The organism is Adhaeretor mobilis, assembly GCF_007741515.1.
GTDB classification, from domain to species: domain Bacteria; phylum Planctomycetota; class Planctomycetia; order Pirellulales; family Lacipirellulaceae; genus Adhaeretor; species Adhaeretor mobilis.
Genome location: NZ_CP036263.1, coordinates 352,798 through 370,593 on the forward strand (window position 1 = coordinate 352,798; position 17,796 = coordinate 370,593).

Below are 17,796 nucleotides of genomic sequence, written 5' to 3' on the forward strand. Positions count from 1 at the left end.
AGCCCCCTGTCTGAAAGCGAGTATTCCCATGCCTGGCCCCGGCACAGCATGCGGGCGACTCTTGTCGAGGACAAGACCTCGCGCCCCTCCTGTAGAACCAGACTGAGCTTCCAAAACCTAACTGGGTTTTGTTTTCCAATTCTGTTTCTCAATGGAAGCCCGTTTTCTGCCGCCTTACTTTCGAGCCGGCCCCACTCAGAGGAGAGTTCTAATGACTACGCTAACAATCAAAGAGATTGCAACCATCAAACGCACCACTTTCAGAAGCTGTGCTGTTACCTGTCTCGTCGCTCTTTGCCCATTGTTGGCACTTGCTGACGAGCAGTACACGCCCGTGGTAAATCCTGTTTCGCCGTTAGGCGTCGATGTCGTTCCTGAGGTGGCTCGTGTGCCGGGTAAGCACTTCACCGATTCACGTGACATGAACTACCAGACGACGCCGCACAGTGTAAGCCCGACCCAGATCGGCCAGTGGGACGGTACGGGTGGCGCACAAAACGGCTTACATTTGGCAAGCTTCAATGGCGAAATGGATGTCTACGAAATCGATGCGATGGCCCAGATCCGTGATCCCCTATTGAACGCCGTAGTCGCAAATCGCACCTCGCTGGTCGTATCGACAAGCTTCGACCAAATGCTCGGCAACGATACGTCGCTTGCTGTGGAGCGTACTAATGGAGCAGCTGAAACCTTTGCCGTGCGTTCGCAGATTGTATCTCACAATCATCCAGGGGGCTTACTCCGTGACATCGACTCAGTCGATTTGTGGGGAAGAGAAGACGTAAACCGCGCCGGCTTCTATTCCTTCCAAGGCGATCCTAACAACACGGCCATCTACACCCATCAAATCCTCGCACCCGGTGGCGTGCAACCCTATGTGAGTTCACTGCAAGTCGCCCTCGCGCTAGGGAACCCCGATCTCGAACCACTATTGGACATCGACGCCCTCATGGTGCGTGACATCGGCACAGGCTTTAATCCTTTCGATGGAACGTTTGGTGCAGGCGATTCGATTCTCTTCAGCATCGCACCGATTCCCAATCCAAACGGTGGCCCTAACGTCTTCGATGGTGGTGAAGTTTGGCACTGGCGTTTCGGACAGCAAGCAGAGTTCCTCAAGCATGGTGGGCACCTGTGGGACACCGCCTTTGATGTGCAAGGCACGTTTGGTACCCAAAGCGAGAACATCGACGCCCTGGAAGCAGTGAGTGCTGTGCCGGAACCAACTTCGCTCTTGCTTGGTGCGACAGGCCTTGCGTGTTTATGGTGCGGAAGACGCCGTCGCATTGCTTGAAGTGAATGACGACTCGACTCTCTGAAAGCCCCTTCGGCGGCCCGTCGCGAAAGATCGCGGCGGGTCGTTTTCTCATTTGTGTAGAGACCGAAACCCTTGATTGCATAGTCGCTGTAGGGATTTGGGTGGCTATCAAAATCGTAGCGGGACAGTTATTCTACGTCTCTAGAAGACTCTTTTGATTCGTACCAAATTGTCAGGCACCTAGCAGGAGCGAATGAGCTTTATGAGAAACCTTAATCTGATTAATTTCTTCCGTGCGATAGTGGTCCTTACTTGCCTCGCCCCCCTACCCTGCTTCGCTGAGGTAAAACTGCCCAACATCTTTGGCGACCATATGGTACTGCAGCAAGGACAGCAGAATAAAGTGTGGGGCAAAGCAGAGCCTGGTGAGCAGGTGACGGTGAAGATTCACGAGCAATCGCAGCAGACAACCGCCAACGATGCCGGACTGTGGAGCGTCTTGCTCGATCCACTACCCGTGGGCGGGCCCTATACGTTGAAGGTGAGCGGCACGAATGAGATTTCGATTGACGATGTGCTCGTCGGGGAAGTCTGGATCTGCTCCGGTCAATCGAACATGCAATGGGTTGTCAACAAAGTATACGATGCCGATCTCGTCAAAGCGGAAGCAAACTACCCGCGCATCCGGATGATTAACTTTCCCAATGTGGGCAGCCAGGAGCCAGTTTGGAAACACGACAAAGCGGCTTGGCAATTGACTACGCCAGAGTCGGTGGGAGCTTTCTCCGCCGTCGGTTACTTCTTCGGTCGGCAGCTACACAATACGATCGACGTACCGATTGGATTAATCAACAACTCCTGGGGCGGTTCGGCGGCCGACGCGTGGGTCAATCGCGACGTTTTAGCGGAACAAGAGTTTTACCAGGAAACCATGAACAAATGGAAACAACGCGAAGAAGCGTACAACGATCTTGCGCTAAAGACCGAGCTTAGCGAGCAAGACAAAAAGAAGCAGCAGCAACTCCGAGGAGCAATGTTCGGCAATCAAAGGCCCGCGAATATCTACAATGGCGTTCTGAAGTCGCACCTGGGTTACGGTATCAAGGGAGCGATTTGGTATCAGGGTGAGTCGAACGCGAGCCGTGCGTACCAGTATCGCAAGCTCTTTCCGCTGATGATTTCCAACTGGCGTGACGAGTGGGGCCAGGGAGATTTTCCTTTCTATTGGGTGCAACTTGCCGACTTTCAGGCAGAGCAAGCCGAGCCAGGCGACAGCGCCTGGGCCGAGTTGCGTGAGGCCCAGACGATGACCATTGCGGCGCTCCCCAATACGGGCGAAGCGGTCATTATCAACGAGGGGGAAGGCTACGACATTCACCCGCGTAACAAACTGATCGTCGGGCAACGCCTGGCCCGCTGGGCGCTAGCAAAGCAATACGACATCGGCATTCCCTGCCAAAGTCCGACGTTTAGTTCGATGGAAAAGCAGGACGGGAAGATCGTACTGTCCTTCACCGAAGTGCATAAAGGATGGCGACCGTTTGATGTGAAGAAGCCGCTCGGCTTTGCCATTGCCGGTGAAGACAAAAAGTTCGTTTGGGCTGAGGCGAAAATTCTGAAGGATCAACGCATCGAAGTCAGCAGCAAGGAAGTAAGTAACCCCGTTGCGGTACGCTACGCCTGGGCAAACAACCCGGTGTGCAACCTTTTCGACGGCGTAGGCCTGCCGCTCACGCCATTCCGAACGGACGACTGGCCGGGGGTTACGGTTGATAATCGCTAGCGCGAGGTGGCGTAGTCGACCCACTCGTTCCTAAAACTGGTGACGTTTGTTGATGGGGTCGTCGCAGCAACCAAATAGGGGCGCGGCGGCGGTAAAAAAGTGACTCTGCCGTAACTCGTGCTACTCTTAGATGAGGCATGATCCTGCGGGAACATGCCATCTAGACTTCTACTGCTTCATGGACTGAGCAGGCAGTACACGCGCTGGGCAATTCCTCTCCGATGATGTGCAGCTTGGTGGCAAGCAAAGCGTCGAGCTGATGCTTGGGCGGCAATTCTACCATCACGCTTTCTCCCTCAATCTTCACAGGGAATACCTTCACGGAGAACTCTTCCCCCGAGAGAGACTCACCACTCTTCAAGGAGAAGGGCTTTTTGTGCAGTGGGCAGGCGACCTTGGGGGTATCGTCTGCGTCGCCGAGGATGCCGCGTGATAGGACGAACGCATTCTTGTGCGGACACATGTTTTGGCACGCATACCACTCGCCACGACTTGTGAAGTTGAAGACCGCGATTTGCACGTCGCCGTACTTGATAGCTGCTCCCCCATCGCGTGGGAAGTCGCTCACCTTACCAGCTTCAATCCATTGCGGCTTGGGAGCCTCGGGGCGCTTTGGCTTCCCGTTGGTTTCCTGCTTCTGCGCGACTTCTAGCTCTTCCTTGGGCATCTCAATTTGCACAAGCTCGCCATCCTTGGGCCAATTTGCGGGCCGATGCTGGCCCCGTTCGTCGATGAACTCGATGCTCGGCTCGTTTTCTTCGGTATTAACGAACTGTCGGTAGAGCTTGCGTTTCTCGGAATCATCGACGACTGCCTTCCATTCGCATTGGTAGGTATCCACCAGATGCTGCATGCGCTCTTCGAGTTCATCGCAAAGGCTGAGTTTGTCTTTAATGACGACTTCTTGTAGGTGAGCAAGACCACCCTCGAGGCCTTCGAGCCAAGTCGAGGTCCGCGTGAGCTTGTCGGCAGTGAAGATGTAATACATCATGATGCGATCGACGTACTTGGTGGTTGTCTCTTCGTCGAGATCCGAAGCGAACAGATCGCCGTGCCGAGGCTTCGCTCCGCCGTTGCCGCCGACATACAGGTTGTATCCCTTCTCGGTAGCTATGAGGCCGAAGTCCTTGCCTTGAGCTTCGGCACATTCGCGCACGCAGCCGGAGACGCCAAACTTGATCTTGTGCGGCGCACGAATGCCGCGGTAACGTTGCTCAAGACGAATCGCAAAGCCGACACTATCCTGGACTCCATAACGACACCAGGTCGTGCCCACGCAACTCTTCACGGTGCGCAATGATTTGCCATAGGCATGGCCGCTCTCGAATCCTGCAGCAACGAGTTCTTCCCAAATTTCGGGGAGCTGATGCAGCTGAGCACCAAACAGGTCAACTCGCTGACCGCCGGTGATCTTCGTATAAAGGCCGTACTTTTTGGCGACTTCACCGAGAACGATTAGTTTTTGAGGGGTAATCTCGCCACCGGGAACGCGTGGCACGACCGAGTAGAGTCCGCCCCGTTGCATATTGGCAAGGAAGCGATCGTTGGTGTCTTGCAACGTGTGGTGATCGGAATCGGCAATGGTGTCGTTCCAAAGCGAAGCCAGGATCGACGCGACAGCTGGCTTGCAGGTTTCACAGCCGTTGCCTTGACCAACATAGCTCAGCAGTTGGTCGAAGGTGCGAAACTTTTTGACTTTCACGATGGTGAATAGTTCCTGTCGCGAGTACGCAAAGTGCTCGCACAGGTTGTTGTTGACTTCGACACCCGATTTCTTAAGTTCGGCCTTGAACAAGTCGGTAACCATCGGCATACAACCGCCGCAGCCGGTGCCAGCTTGAGAGCATGTTTTCACATCAGCGAGCGTCGTGAGGTTGCCTTCGCTGATCGCGTCGCAGATATCGCCTTTGCTCACGTTGTTGCAGGAGCAAACCTGAGCGTCGTCGGGCATCCCATCGACACCCCCCAATGCAGCGGCGGCACCGCCTCCTGAACCGCCGAGCAGATCGCCAGCAGGACAAGGCAGTTCGGTAGCTGTCTTCGCCATTATGGAAAGCGTGCCGTAGTCAGAAGTATCGCCGATGAGGATGCCGCCCAGCAATCGTTTCCCCTTGGGATCGAAAAAGAGTTTCTTGTAGTTGCCACCAAAAGGGTCTTCATAGACCAGCGGCACGGCGGCGCCTGGTTCTGGGGCATTGTTGCCAAAGCTGGCCACGCCGACGCCCATCAGTTTGAGCTTGGTCGATACATCGGCTCCTGTGAACTGAGCCTCGCTACCGGTGAGGTTCATGGCTAGAATCTCTGCCATTTCGTAGCCCGGAGCAACTAATCCGTAGACACGTCCTGCATGAAGTGCTGCCTCGCCGATGGCGTAGATGCTCGGATCGGAGGTTTCAAGTCTATCACTGACAACGATGCCGCCGCGTTCGTGGACATCGAGTCCCGATTCTTTGGCGAGTTCGTCGCGAGGGCGGATACCGCACGAGGCGATAATCATATCAACATCCAGAGTCGAGCCATCTCCGAATTCGATCTGCTCAACGGCTCCTTGGCCATGGATTTCCTGGGTCACTTTGCTGAGGTGGACCTGGACCCCGAGTTCCTCAATTTTTTTTACGAGGATCTTTGAGCCATCTGCGTCGATCTGCCGTGGCATCAGGCGAGGGTTACGCTCGATCACATGCGTTTCAACCCCCAGATCGTAAGCGGCTTTCGCCGCTTCGAGCCCGAGCAGACCGCCACCCAAAACGGCGCAGCCTTTGGCTTTCTTGCCATACTCAATGATTCGTTCTAGGTCTTCAATCGTGCGGTAGACAAAAACGCCAGGTCGCTTGATGCCTTCGACCGGCGGGACGAACGGGTACGAACCGGTTGCAAGTACCACGTGGTCATACGGGATGCTGATGCCCTTAGCGGAGTGGACTACTCGCTGCTGGCGGTCAATTTTATTGGCAAGGTCGCCAATGTGGAGCTCGACGCCATTTTCTTTGTACCAGTCCAGGCGCGCCAGCATGAGTTTCTCAGCATCGCGATGGGCAAAGAAAGTAGTCAACCCAACACGGTCGTAAGCAGCCCGCGGCTCTTCGCAGAACGTAACAATCTTGTACTGTTTGCCGGAATCAAACTCGATCAGCTTTTCGACAAAGCGATGGCCAACCATGCCATTGCCAATGACGACGACTGTTTCTCTATCCTTGTTCGTGGTTGAATGCATGATTGAACCGCCTAGGGACTATGGTGGGAGTTACTAACTGGTGGCAACGTGGTGAGAAGGCGAAATTCGCACAGCGCAATTCTTGTAGGAAGGTTGCCGTGAATAGGGATCGAAATGAGCCAACGTGAGCTGATTCGTGGCTTCATAATGCATGGGGATAAATAACTGTCCCGGTGAAATGGTGGGCGTCACAAAAGCCTTGGCTGTGACACTGCCTCGTTGCGAATCGACTTGGACTACTGAATTGGGACGAATGCCTTCTCGGCGTGCATCCTGGGGATTCAGTTCCACATAGATTTCTTGAGGGTACAGCCCTCGCAGCACCGCAGACTTCGAAGTGCGAGTCTGCGTATGCCACTGCGAAGCGGTTCCCCGTCCGGTCATCAGGAGATAGGGGTAGCGCTCATTAGGTGGCTCTGGCATATCGCGAGAGTCTTCGAACAACAACTGAGCCTTGCCATCGGGGTGGAAGAATCGCCCATCGGCAAACAGTCGCCGCTGGGTGTCGGATTCTTTGCAACCCTCAGGATAGGGCCACTGGATGCCTCCCCGCTGGTCGAGCATCTGATAATTTTCAACGCCTGTGATGTCACAAGGTTGGTGGCGCGATAGCTCCTTGAGCGACTGAAAGACATCCTCAGGTTCTTGCCACTTTTCAAACAGGTCTTCGCAGCCCCAATAATGCGCTGCGAGCCGGAAAATAGAAAAGTCGGCCAGCGCCTTCCCTGGCGCCTTGGCGACCTTCTTCAACAGACCGATCCTTCGCTCTGAATTGATGAATGTGCCCTCTTTTTCGCCCCACCCTGCGGCTGGTAGGTAGAGATCCGCGCGTTGAGCGGTCTCCGTCGAATGATACATGTCCTGGACGACGAGAAAATCGAGCCGCTCGACAATCTCCTTGTAGGTGTTTTGGTTAATCCACGAATGGGCCGGATTGGTGCAGATCACCCAGAGCCCCTTAATCTCGTCGCGCAGAATGCCCTCGATGATGCGGTCGTAAGCCCAACTGTCTTCCGTAGGAATCAGGTTTTCATCGATGTGGAGCGTCGAGGCGACTTTCTGACGATGCTCTGGATTCTTGAAGTCGTGCCCGCCAAGCAAGTTAGTCGTGTTGCTGAACAGTCGCGAGCCCATCGCATTGCACTGTCCAGTGATCGAATTTGCGCCTGTGCCAGGTCGACCGATGTTACCGGTAATCAGCGCCAGGTTAATAATCGCTTGCGCCGTACGGACGCCCTGGTAGCTTTGGTTAACGCCCATGGTCCACCAGAGGCTGACACGCTTTCCTTTATGAATCGTGCGTGCTGCGTAGTGCAGGCTCTCCTTAGAAATGCCGCTGACTCGTTCAACGTATTCGGGAGTATACTTTTCGACGTGCTGAGCGAACTCGTCGAACTCGTTCACGTGCTGCCTGATGAATGGCTCGTCGATCCAGCCTTCGCTGATCAAGATATGAGCAATCCCGTACAGCAACTCTAAATCCGACTTGGGGTTCAACGCTAAGTGCTGCGTCGCGGCTACTGCGGTTTCAGTGGTCCGTGGGTCGAGGACAATGATCTCTGGATTGTGGGGATTACGACAAACACGTTGCCACATAATCGGGTGAGCGATACACAGATTCGAGCCAACTAGTACGATGACGTCCGACTCTTCAAAGTCTTGATAGGTGTAGGGCGGAGCGTCAAACCCGAACGCCTGCTTATAGGCCACGACTGCCGTCGCCATGCATTGCCGTGTGTTGCCATCGCCGTGCAGCATGCCCATGCCGAACTTTGTCAAGCTGCCGAGGTAGGCCATTTCCTCGGTTGGCATCTGACCGGTACTTAGAAAAGCAACCGAGTGATTTCCATGCTTCGCCTGAATGTCTTTGAAGCGATTGCAAAAGGCTTGCATTGCGATGTCCCATTTCACTGGCACCCGGCGACCATGATCGTCGCGTAGCAGCGGCATGGTGCCGCGATCCGGAGAATCAAGCACCGAGAGCGCCTCCCACCCCTTGGGGCAGGCCATCCCTGTGTTCACGGGATAGTCGACCGTCGGTGTTAGATTGACCGCCTCATCATCCTTAAGATGGATGTTGAGTCCGCAACCGGTTGAACAGTATCCACACACCATGGTCGTGGTGGCGTCAGGCTGCTTAGTCGTCGGCAATTGCCCAAGCCCAAACTTGCCTGGAGTGCGGAGCAACTCGTCAGTCAGCGGCCCCTGCCATTGACGGAGAAGCGAACCGAGGGAATCCTTAATCTCGGCGGCCACAGAGCGGTCGGTATTTGACTGTGTTATGCTCATGTACCGGTTGCTCCGGGCATTTTTGGAGCAACCGAGGCGGCGAAGAAGAGATACCGTTCCATCATCTCACCAACAACCAGAAGGACGGTGCTTAGCAGCACAATCAGACCGATGAACAAGGGCTGATAGCTCGTTGCTCCTGAAATCGATGCCTTCTCAGAGAGCAAGACGAGCGGTAGGAGTAGTCCTCCCATTGCTCCTAGGAAGAAACGCAGTAGGTTTGTCATGCTGAGTTCTCCGGTTAATAACAAGGCGGTACGTTTGAGCGGCGAGAATTGTCGGCCCTGTAGCCATACCAAAGCGGAAGCTTCTAGAGACAGTTTTGTGGCAACGGCGATCATGATCCAACGGCAGATGGACTGGCCATAGAGCTGCATGATTGAGTGGGCGGACAATTCTGTGTTCCAGTAGCAGGCAACCAGCGACACCAGCAGAGCGATCGGCAAGCCGAGCACTGCGCTCGTCAGTAGGAAACCGCTGCCCGTTCTGTGCAGACTCCAAAACGGACGGCGCGTCTTCACGTAGATCATGACCGAGCAAAGCACGGCAACGATGCCACTCAATGCCGTCATCAGACCCAAGCCATCAGCCAAATACACGAGCTTGGGTTGGTCCTTGGCCAACCACACGACGGCAGCATTCGCGATTGCAAACCCTGCAAACACCGAGAAGGCGAGAATCTCACGACTCAACCACGAAGTCCGCAATCCTAACAGCGCCCGAAACGCATAGAGCGGCCGTCCCAGGTGAAAGACCGCTGCATTCATTCCCACCAATCCAACAAGAAGTCCGGCAATCGCATAGGCAGGACGAATCGTAGCGAGCATGAGCGGATCAGCCCAAGCTCCCGACACCAAAACTTGTCCAACAACAAAGGCACCGACGGAGAGCTGCGTGAATACTAACATCACGACAAGCGCTAGATGACTATGCTGACGATCGGCTGAGTAATAGTCAGCCGGCAGCATGTTGCGCGGGAGTGGCTTTTTCGATTTGTAAACGGTCGTCGGGAGTGTTATTCCCGGTTCTGGAGCAGTTGGCAGAAACTGATTCGACTCGCTCGCTTCAATCACTGACTCGACATTTACGGTACGTATACTAATGGCTTGGTTTGGGCACGACTGTACGCAGGCAGGTGCTTCGCCAACCGCTAGTCGGTCGTGGCACATGTCACACTTACGCACGATTCCCTTGGCAGGGTTGTATTGAGGCACGTCATAGGGGCACATGAAGATGCAGTACTGGCAACCAATACACTGGTCGTCCAAGTGCCGCACGATGCCGGTCAAGGGATCTTTGTCATAAGCCAACACGGGACATCCAGACAGGCAAGCTGGGTCAATACAATGATGGCAAGCGGTTGTGACGTGTTGAAGAACCGGGAGTTGCTCCGATCCGCCATGCAACATGCCCACGTTGCGCCACTGCTCCGCTTCTTCCAAACCGTTCAAATTGTGGCAGGCAGCCACACACGCTTTGCAGCCTGAACAAACATCGAGATCGACTTCAAAAGCGTACTGCTCGCCCGGCTTTGGCTTGGAGAGTGGTATCAAGTCTCGATAATGGCTCGCAAGCAACGGCTCGCTAGCTTGCTCGTGCTGCTGAGCAAAACGCTCTACCGCCGTGGTCTGCTGTTGCTCGGCGAGCAACGATTCGACCAAAGTTATGCCAGATTCGGGAGCTGCAGGAGCTTCGAGGGTGGGCATGCGGACGGGAGGATCGGAGATGGGAAGGATTCTTAGCAGGCCAGCGCGCAGCTCACCCGTAGGAGCTCACGCAATTCTCGCGCCCAAGAAGCTCCAGGGGGCGTAGCCTGTCTTCAGGTCGCAGCTTGGAGGCATTGCAGGATTCGCAAGGCTAGCTGCAGGCAGCGCCGTATGCGCGTTCTCTAGGCAACGACTGCTTAGAAACCCTACGGGGTCGATGTACTGGTGTAAGAGACATGGACACGGCTATCAATCCAGAAGTGCTAGTGCAGGCGTTTCTGCCTTACTTTCGCAGTAGCGATCTCGACGGCACGTGTTTTGCTTTACTGACCGACGAGGGCAGGCACCATTGAGTACACAAAAAATTCGTTCCTCACAAAGAGAAATGACAACCCACCTCGAAACGCCTCCCTACATACCGCCACCGGTATCTTAAAACGACTCTCTCTACACTTTTCCAAGTATTTGCCATTCGCGGAGCTGCGCTAAAGGTGAGCATCAAAGCCCACGGGATAAAGAACTATGGAACTTCAAAATAAATCCACCTCGCTGTGGAGCAACTTCTTCAAGCTTTCCATGCCGCAGATTCGTGCCTTCCACATGTCGTGGTTCGCGTTTTTCCTCTGCTTCTTTGCCTGGTTTGGCATCGCACCGTTGATGGCAGTGGTGCGAGATGAGTTGTCGCTGACTAAAGAACAAGTGGGCTGGTCGATTATCGCGTCAGTAGCAGTAACCGTCCTGGCTCGTTTGGCTATCGGTTGGTTGTGCGACCGATTTGGGCCGCGCTTAACCTACACATGGTTGCTGGTGCTTGGCTCGCTGCCGGTTATGGGGATCGGATTTGCCCATGACTTTCAGACTTTTCTGATCTTCCGACTCTTGATTGGTGTCATCGGCGCTTCGTTCGTGATTACCCAGTACCACACATCCGTCATGTTCGCGCCGAACGTGGTCGGGACAGCAAACGCAACCTCCGCTGGCTGGGGTAATCTTGGCGGCGGTGTGACGCAATTTGTAATGCCACTGGTTTTCGCCCTATTTGTGACAGTCATGGGTTTCAGTGCGGCTGTTGGTTGGAGGGCTTCGATGGTCGTGGCCGGTGCAATCTGCTTCCTCACAGGACTTGCCTACTACCGTTTCACACAGGACGCTCCCGATGGCAACTTTAAGGAGCTACGCGCAGCTGGCAAGATGCCCTCGACCAAGAAGGCCAATGGCGAGTTCTGGACCGCCTGCCGCGACTATCGGGTGTGGGCATTGTTCGTCGTCTACGGAGCGTGCTTCGGGATCGAACTCACGATCAACAACATCGCGGCCCTGTACTTCATTGATTACTTCGGCCTAGGTTTGGCCGCCGCTGGTGCGATGGCCGCTTCCTTCGGTTTAATGAACCTGTTCGCTCGTACACTTGGCGGAATCTCGGGCGACAAGTTTGGAGCAAAATGGGGACTCCGCGGTCGCGTGACTTGGTTGTTTATCGCACTGTTTTGCGAAGGCATCGCACTGATGTTCTTCTCACAGATGACTGCCCTAGCGGTTGCGCTTCCCGCGCTGATCCTCTTTAGTCTGTTCACGCAGATGTCCGAAGGAGCCACCTTCTCAGTGGTCCCTTTCGTCAATAAGAAAGCTCTAGGAGCAGTTGCTGGCATCGTGGGTGCCGGAGGTAACGCGGGCGCTGTGGCTGCGGGATTTCTGTTCAAGAGCTCAATTGAGTGGCCCACGGCGCTACTAATTCTCGGTGGCTTGGTAACCGCTAGTTCGTTCTTGGCTTTCGCAGTTCGGTTCGATACTGAGGCCGAGGCCGAAGCGAAGGAGGACTTCGTCACCGCCATCAAGAAGAAACAGCTTCCTGCGGCGCGGCCCATCGCCCAGCCCACTCTGGAGCTGGAGTCGGCCCTGAACGCCTAGCACCGTTTACGACACCGTTTCCAGGAAGTGGAGCTCTGGTCTTCGACGAGGCTGCGCCGCGTCAGTCCACGGAAAATTGCCGAAGTGCGCCTCTCCCCGCAGGCAACTACGCCGCTGCGCCGGCTAACTTCCCTTTCAAGCGGCGGGCGTAAACACACACGCAGGTTGCGCGGCGAGGCCGTCTTTGCCTTCGAACCTTCCCCGAGGTCGCCACGGTCCTTAACTCGCCACGGTTGGGCACGCTGCTGGTCGCAAGCCAGGACTTGTCGTCCGCCTCCGAACTCGTATCGCTGTAATACGCGGTGGTGCTCACGGCTCCTGCAAATTTGTTTGCGTAAACCACCTCAGTAATGAGCGGCACGGTGTCATCATGCCCATCACCCGTCGCGTACAACAAGCTGCTATCAGTAGCTGTAGTTCCAGAGTCTACGTTGACTCGAAGGTGCTCTTGGAAATCGTTCACCATCCACAGTTGGTCGGCTAGCGGAAATCGATTGAGCAGAGCTGTTGTCTCTGGTTGAATCGCGACCCTACAGTTACCACACAGGCCAAACACGTCCGTTACTGCGGATCCATTGCGGTGACGAGACATCATAGAGTTGAGTCATTAGCGCAGTGGTTAACAGTTCCGATGATTCGCCCTTGGCGACAACGGCGCCATTTGCCATGGCCAGCGTATTGGTGAAAGCCGGCATGATCTCTTCGACATGATGCGTGACCAGTACTAGGGCAATGTCGTCGGTTCGCTGAGCGAGTTGCTCGAGCGCGGCGAGGAGGTGCTCGCGTGCGCCAGGATCAAGACCTCCGCATGGTTCGTCGAGAAAGATGACCAGCGGTTTGGCCATCCGCGCCCGAGCGATGAGTACCTTTTGACGTTCGCCTTGCGAGAGTGTGCCGAAAGCCTGCGCGGCCAGACTGTCGGCACCGAGCGCAGCGAGCTGTTCGCGCGCTTCATCGAATAATCGCGCATGTAACTCGTCTCGCAGTAATTTGCGGCGCAAGCCAACTTGCGCAAAGCGACCGCTCACGACCGTGTCGAGCGCAGGTTCGTCGGCTGGTACCTTGCCCGGCATATCGAGCGTGACCCAGCCGATGCTCTTGCGTAGTTCTCGCAAGTCGAGCAAACGCTGGCCCAGTCGAGTGACTTCGCCACCGGAGTTCGGCCACAAATATCCACAAGCGATCTTCAGCAGTGTCGTCTTGCCCGCCCCATTTGCGCCAAGAATTGCCCAGTGCTGCCCAGGCTCAACTTGCCAGTTCACACGATCCAGGATGAGTCGCCCGCCGGCGCGGTAGCTTACGTTGGTGAGTTCAAGGATCGACATGCGGAGTTTTGGTTGCGCCCGTTCGTTAAGTGTCGCTAGGAGCCTTGTTAACTTGCAATCTCGAACGCACCGCGAAAGCTCCTAAAGCTCCTGAGGAGGACAGTAAACAAAAACCCTTGCCAAAGCAAGGGTTACGACGCCGCAATTCGCCGACTCGCCATAACAGAATGATTCACGACAGAGGAGGGCGTCGTCGACGCTGATTTGTGATCTGCCAAACCTGCTGAGTTGAAAATCACCTCGTGCAGTTCGCGCGGTTATTAGGCACTAAAGTTTGTCCAAACTAGTGCAATTCGCGAACTCACTGATTTGAAGCGATCAAGAAACCTCTAATAGCCACCAAATCGATTATATCCAGTTCCTGACTGCTACGCCGATGCAGGAATCTGTTAGCAACGAAGCCGCCGAAGAGTTCGAGCGGGCAGAAGTTTCTTGGATTCGCAGGTTTGCGATGCTACGATGATCTAAATGAAACCTGCCTGCATCCAAAAGAGGTCGCCATGACCCGTTTACTTACTGTTGCCGCGTTCCTCCTCTCATTCTCATCTACCGTCCGCGCACAAAGGGCCTACTTTTCGCTCCAGGGGACCATCCCCAACGGTAGCGCTGAAATTGACTTTGGCTTTGATATCGAACGCAGCGTCAGCAAGCCTGAGTTCTTCCGGTTTGAAACGGATAGCTGGGCAGGCGGGACGAACGCCGCGGGCGACGTGATTTCGGCAACCGGGTTCGACTCGGAGCTCGAACTGTTCCTAGGGGCCGCATCGACCCTGGCGCTCAGCAACGAGATCGACGACGGCGGTTCGGGCGAGCCCGACTTCGACGCGCTCATCTCTTGGGACAACGTGCAAACCATTGGCGACCCGCTGCCAAACACGCTCGCGGCAGGCTTTCCCTATCGTTTGGAACTCCGCGGCGTGAATAACGACACCGGTGCCTGGTCCAATGAGTTGGTTGGCCCCGCCGATGCACTCGAATTTACCGGAGCGATAGGAATGAGCGGCGGAACGATCTCCTCCTTGAAGTTCGGCACCACCGGCGCCGGCACCACTCCTGCGACTTACAACCACTCGGTCGGCAGCGGCAACTTGGACCTGACTGGCGACTTGGTTATTGCTAACACGGGGAACGCCGTGCTCGATCTCAGTAGCGAAACCATTTCCGTCGGTGGCACGGCAACCATCAACTCCGGCGGGACGGTCAGCATCACCGGCTCTGGGACGCTCGATGCCCCCGGCGGCGTGAACTTGAACGGTGGACAGATCGTCATGAACAACACCACCGGCCTGCAGGGCTCGACCGTCATACTCAATGCCGATAACGGACTCGACATCACCACTAACTCCGTCAACGCAACACTCGGTGGGCTTGCGGGCGTGGGCAGCTTGGATCTCGGCGGCCAAATCGTCACTTCCGGGGCGGTCGGCGGGGACACCACTTACGCTGGTCGCGTGACGGGGACCAACGTCTCTCGACTACGGCACAATGGTGCTGGCGTGCTCACGCTAACCGGCGGCACAAACGCCAACCCTTCGACTTTTGGCACGCTCAGCGCCGACGGCAGCACGGGCGGGCTCGTGGTCGACGGCGCCCGCATCGACCTCACCAGCACCGTGCTATCAGCCGGTTCGAACACGGCGGTTTCCGCCGTCGACGGCGAGATCACGCTCACCGGCGGCGCCGACGTGGGGATGCCCGCCACGTCGATCGCCATCACGCGGAGCGGCACGCTCACCCTCACCGGCGCGGGCACGTCGCTCTCTGGCCACCGATTTCAAGGCACCGCGGCAGGGGCACTCATTGTCGAGGAGAACGCCAGCCTGCAACTGAACAACACGCTCGCCTTCGGAGTCTTTGGCTCTGCGAGCACAACTTACGACTTTCAGGTGCGATCCGGCGGCAACGTCTCGGTGGCCTCGCTAGGCATCAGTGACACCGCCGATACCCGGGCCGACGCTGTGGTTACCGGCGCCGGCAGCCAGCTATCCGTAAGCTCGATATTGAAGATCGGTTTCGAGGGTTCCACCGCGGCCGGCGCCGTCGGCACGTTGAGCGTCGAACAGGGCGCCGCAGTCGATGTGACGGGCGTTACGCGGCTCACGAACTCGGGAAGCAGCCTTACCATCGATGTCGGGACATTTGAGACCGGAGAACTGCGTAACGATGCCGGAACAACGCCGACAGTCAGCCTCTCCGATCCCGCAGGGGATGTTGCCCTCACCGTGGGCACCGCCAACCAGAGTTCAACCTTCGGCGGCACGATTCAAGATGCCGCCAGTGGGCCGGGCTCGCTCAAAAAAATCGGCGCGGGGACTTTCACCCTCACCGGCGCCAACACTTACACAGGCGACACGATCATTGACGCCGGCACGCTGAGCATTGCCCAGTCCTTCCTCGCCGACGCCGCCGACGTACATCTGCTTACCGGAGCAACCTTCGACTTAGACTTCCTGGGCACTGACCTGATCGACGAGCTTTTCATTGATGGAAGTTCCGAGCAGGTGGGGACCCACGGCGCGATCGGATCCGGTGCCGACTTCCAGTGGTCGCTCTTCAGCGGAACCGGGCTACTGGAAGTGTCGACGTTCTCGGGGATCCCTGGCGATTTCGATGCGGACGACGATGTTGACGGTCTCGATTTCCTCAGCTGGCAACGCAACCCGGCAATCGGAAGCCTCGCAGATTGGGAGTCGAACTACGGCACGTCGACATCGGCATTAGCCGCTTCCCAAGCAGTGCCCGAGCCTGCAGCGTGGGTCCTGCTGGTGGCAGCATGGGCTCCGGTTGTCCACTTGCGTCGACTGAGAAGCTGACTGCTTTGACCCCTAAGGGCACTTAGCCGTTTTGCCGATGGTGAGAAACTTCTGTTCGCCTTACAGCTAGCCGAACGCATATTAATTACATTAATTTTGTGAAAGGACGAGCCGTACTGTAATGTATCTGTGAGCCATCGGCTTCCCCCAATGATCGCAATATGCCCACCCGCAAATTCGCGAAGTTGCATCATTTGCGCCAAGCAATTCTTGGCACTTGGATCTCTGCCCTCGATTCATCGATTCTAGATTCCGCTAAAGCTGTATCGACTGCTGCGGTGATGTTCCGGTCCGATTCGTATCTCCGAGCGCGACTTCATCAGGAAACGGCAACCTGCTTGCACACTTCGGACCTGGCGATGATCGAGTGACAGCCCGTAGCAGATAGGTCAGCACTTGTGACGGCGAAGGGGCTGATAGCAGAACGCTGCACCCACTCGAAACTCATGCCCTGCAACAACTTAGAACAGTGGGCGGCTTGGCAATAACAAGAGGCCGCGGGTTACGAGCCCGCGGCCTTGTTTGCTGCAAGTCGTTACAAATCAAATTACTGATAACGACAAAAGTGGAGGCGGCGGGAATCGAACCCCCCTCGGATATCGAGCTAACTCCTGAAGGCCTATGTGATTGCGCTGAATGCCGCACGTGTCGCGCTGCAAATGCGCTGCACGGATATGGCCCAAATTGTCTTTGCGTGGCATCGATGGACAATGATCTGCGAAAACTACTGCATTCTTGGGGCGATCTGCCGAACCTCATTCGGAAGGCAATCATGTCGCTCGTCGATCACCAAGACGGTAGCAGTTGACTTAGCAATGCGGATAAATAATTGACAAGCGGCTTACAGCTGTGGCAACTTGCTTGCAAGAAGAGAAGGAAGGCAAGATGCGACTGACACAACAACTCGTCCCCTTGAGAATCCGCTTTGCCAAGTACAGCGCGGCTCGCTTAGCCTGCCGCCAGCAATACTCGCCCAAGTTCCACTGGCTCGGGCCGAAGCCGAAGCCCAGCTCTCCCAAGCCGCGACCAAAGCTAGAGCCACGCGGCCCGTCGGGAAGAGGTAAGCGGAAGAGTAAGCGGTGAGTCCAAAGCCACGAAAGCCAAGCTACGAAGCGGCCGTCTACCAGGACGACCCTGATGCGATCGCCACGGTGAGCGTCTTTGACCCCGATCGCAACGCGGTTGTCCCCGTCGAGATTGGCTACTACTACCACGACAAGTCCGTAGGCTCGATCTACCTGCTTGCTGATGTGCGTTCCAAGCAGTTGCTCGCTGAAGCCACTTCCATCGACTTGGTCCGCTTCACTAAGTCGCGCCCCTCGAAGATTTCGCCGAACAAGGACGCAAAGCCCGCCCAGAGCTACCGCCCAACTCCCCCGGCCAAGCCTTACTTGATGTCCTGATCAGGCGTTTGGCCGAACTGTCCAGCTCCACGACCATTTATGCCGAATTTGAGGACAAATAGCGATCTTTCTTGCGCCTTGCGGTGAATAGGGGCTA

11 protein-coding genes are annotated in these 17,796 nt (G+C 56.0%); 6 read left to right on the top strand and 5 right to left on the bottom strand.

The window, feature by feature from the left end; genetic code table 11:
* Positions 1-211: 211 nt before the first annotated feature.
* Both HG15A2_RS01355 and HG15A2_RS01360 read left to right on the top strand, forming a co-directional pair.
* Entirely contained in the window at positions 212-1,294 is a 1,083-nt protein-coding gene (locus tag HG15A2_RS01355; protein WP_218932251.1) for a PEP-CTERM sorting domain-containing protein, read from the top strand.
* A 226-nt stretch (positions 1,295-1,520) separates the two neighbouring features.
* Positions 1,521-3,041 carry a sialate O-acetylesterase gene (locus HG15A2_RS01360; RefSeq protein ID WP_218932252.1) on the top strand — a complete coding sequence of 507 codons (1,521 nt, stop codon included), beginning with the start codon at positions 1,521-1,523 and terminating at the stop codon, positions 3,039-3,041.
* Positions 3,042-3,201: 160 nt separating this feature from the next.
* Here the strand turns inward: HG15A2_RS01360 and nirB are convergent, their stop codons facing one another.
* The 3 genes from nirB to HG15A2_RS01375 are packed head-to-tail and all read right to left on the bottom strand — an operon-like array spanning position 3,202 to position 10,250.
* Entirely contained in the window at positions 3,202-6,255 is a 3,054-nt protein-coding gene (gene nirB, locus HG15A2_RS01365) for a nitrite reductase large subunit NirB (RefSeq protein WP_145057090.1), read from the bottom strand.
* 33 nt (positions 6,256-6,288) lie between these two features.
* Complete coding sequence (locus HG15A2_RS01370) at positions 6,289-8,544, bottom strand: molybdopterin oxidoreductase family protein (RefSeq protein WP_145057092.1); 2,256 nt, start codon at positions 8,542-8,544, stop codon at positions 6,289-6,291.
* On the bottom strand, positions 8,541-10,250 hold the full coding sequence (locus HG15A2_RS01375) for a DmsC/YnfH family molybdoenzyme membrane anchor subunit (protein ID WP_145057094.1): 1,710 nt from the start codon (positions 10,248-10,250) through the stop codon (positions 8,541-8,543). The genes HG15A2_RS01370 and HG15A2_RS01375 overlap by 4 nt, the downstream gene beginning before the upstream one ends.
* A 522-nt stretch (positions 10,251-10,772) precedes the next feature.
* Between HG15A2_RS01375 and HG15A2_RS01380 the strand changes: the two genes are divergently transcribed.
* Positions 10,773-12,158, top strand: coding sequence for an MFS transporter (locus HG15A2_RS01380; RefSeq protein ID WP_145057096.1), 1,386 nt, complete (start codon positions 10,773-10,775; stop codon positions 12,156-12,158).
* A gap of 106 nt (positions 12,159-12,264) precedes the next feature.
* Here the strand turns inward: HG15A2_RS01380 and HG15A2_RS01385 are convergent, their stop codons facing one another.
* Positions 12,265-12,753: a DUF4394 domain-containing protein gene (locus HG15A2_RS01385; RefSeq protein ID WP_145057098.1), complete on the bottom strand. Its 489-nt coding sequence runs from the start codon at positions 12,751-12,753 to the stop codon at positions 12,265-12,267.
* Positions 12,695-13,483 carry an ABC transporter ATP-binding protein gene (locus HG15A2_RS01390; protein WP_145057100.1) on the bottom strand — a complete coding sequence of 263 codons (789 nt, stop codon included), beginning with the start codon at positions 13,481-13,483 and terminating at the stop codon, positions 12,695-12,697. Before HG15A2_RS01390 ends, HG15A2_RS01385 begins: the two co-directional genes overlap by 59 nt.
* 500 nt (positions 13,484-13,983) lie before the next feature.
* On the opposite strand from HG15A2_RS01390, the gene HG15A2_RS01395 reads away from it, so the two are divergent.
* The 3 genes from HG15A2_RS01395 (at position 13,984) to HG15A2_RS01405 (ending at position 17,699) form a co-directional block, all read left to right on the top strand.
* Entirely contained in the window at positions 13,984-16,296 is a 2,313-nt protein-coding gene (locus HG15A2_RS01395; protein WP_145057102.1) for an autotransporter-associated beta strand repeat-containing protein, read from the top strand.
* A 161-nt stretch (positions 16,297-16,457) separates the two neighbouring features.
* Positions 16,458-16,667, top strand: coding sequence for a hypothetical protein (locus tag HG15A2_RS01400; RefSeq protein WP_145057104.1), 210 nt, complete (start codon positions 16,458-16,460; stop codon positions 16,665-16,667).
* A gap of 708 nt (positions 16,668-17,375) precedes the next feature.
* Complete coding sequence (locus HG15A2_RS01405; protein ID WP_145057106.1) at positions 17,376-17,699, top strand: hypothetical protein; 324 nt, start codon at positions 17,376-17,378, stop codon at positions 17,697-17,699.
* Positions 17,700-17,796 lie beyond the last annotated feature (97 nt).

Excerpts from the sequence above, each read along its gene's own strand:
- HG15A2_RS01355 (WP_218932251.1), top strand. The coding sequence starts at position 212 with ATGACTACGCTAACAATCAAAGAGATTGCAACCATCAAACGCACCACT.
- HG15A2_RS01360 (WP_218932252.1), top strand. The coding sequence starts at position 1,521 with ATGAGAAACCTTAATCTGATTAATTTCTTCCGTGCGATAGTGGTCCTT.
- nirB (WP_145057090.1), bottom strand. The coding sequence starts at position 6,255 with ATGCATTCAACCACGAACAAGGATAGAGAAACAGTCGTCGTCATTGGC.
- HG15A2_RS01370 (WP_145057092.1), bottom strand. The coding sequence starts at position 8,544 with ATGAGCATAACACAGTCAAATACCGACCGCTCTGTGGCCGCCGAGATT.
- HG15A2_RS01375 (WP_145057094.1), bottom strand. The coding sequence starts at position 10,250 with ATGCCCACCCTCGAAGCTCCTGCAGCTCCCGAATCTGGCATAACTTTG.
- HG15A2_RS01380 (WP_145057096.1), top strand. The coding sequence starts at position 10,773 with ATGGAACTTCAAAATAAATCCACCTCGCTGTGGAGCAACTTCTTCAAG.
- HG15A2_RS01385 (WP_145057098.1), bottom strand. The coding sequence starts at position 12,753 with ATGATGTCTCGTCACCGCAATGGATCCGCAGTAACGGACGTGTTTGGC.
- HG15A2_RS01390 (WP_145057100.1), bottom strand. The coding sequence starts at position 13,483 with ATGTCGATCCTTGAACTCACCAACGTAAGCTACCGCGCCGGCGGGCGA.
- HG15A2_RS01395 (WP_145057102.1), top strand. The coding sequence starts at position 13,984 with ATGACCCGTTTACTTACTGTTGCCGCGTTCCTCCTCTCATTCTCATCT.
- HG15A2_RS01400 (WP_145057104.1), top strand. The coding sequence starts at position 16,458 with ATGCCCACCCGCAAATTCGCGAAGTTGCATCATTTGCGCCAAGCAATT.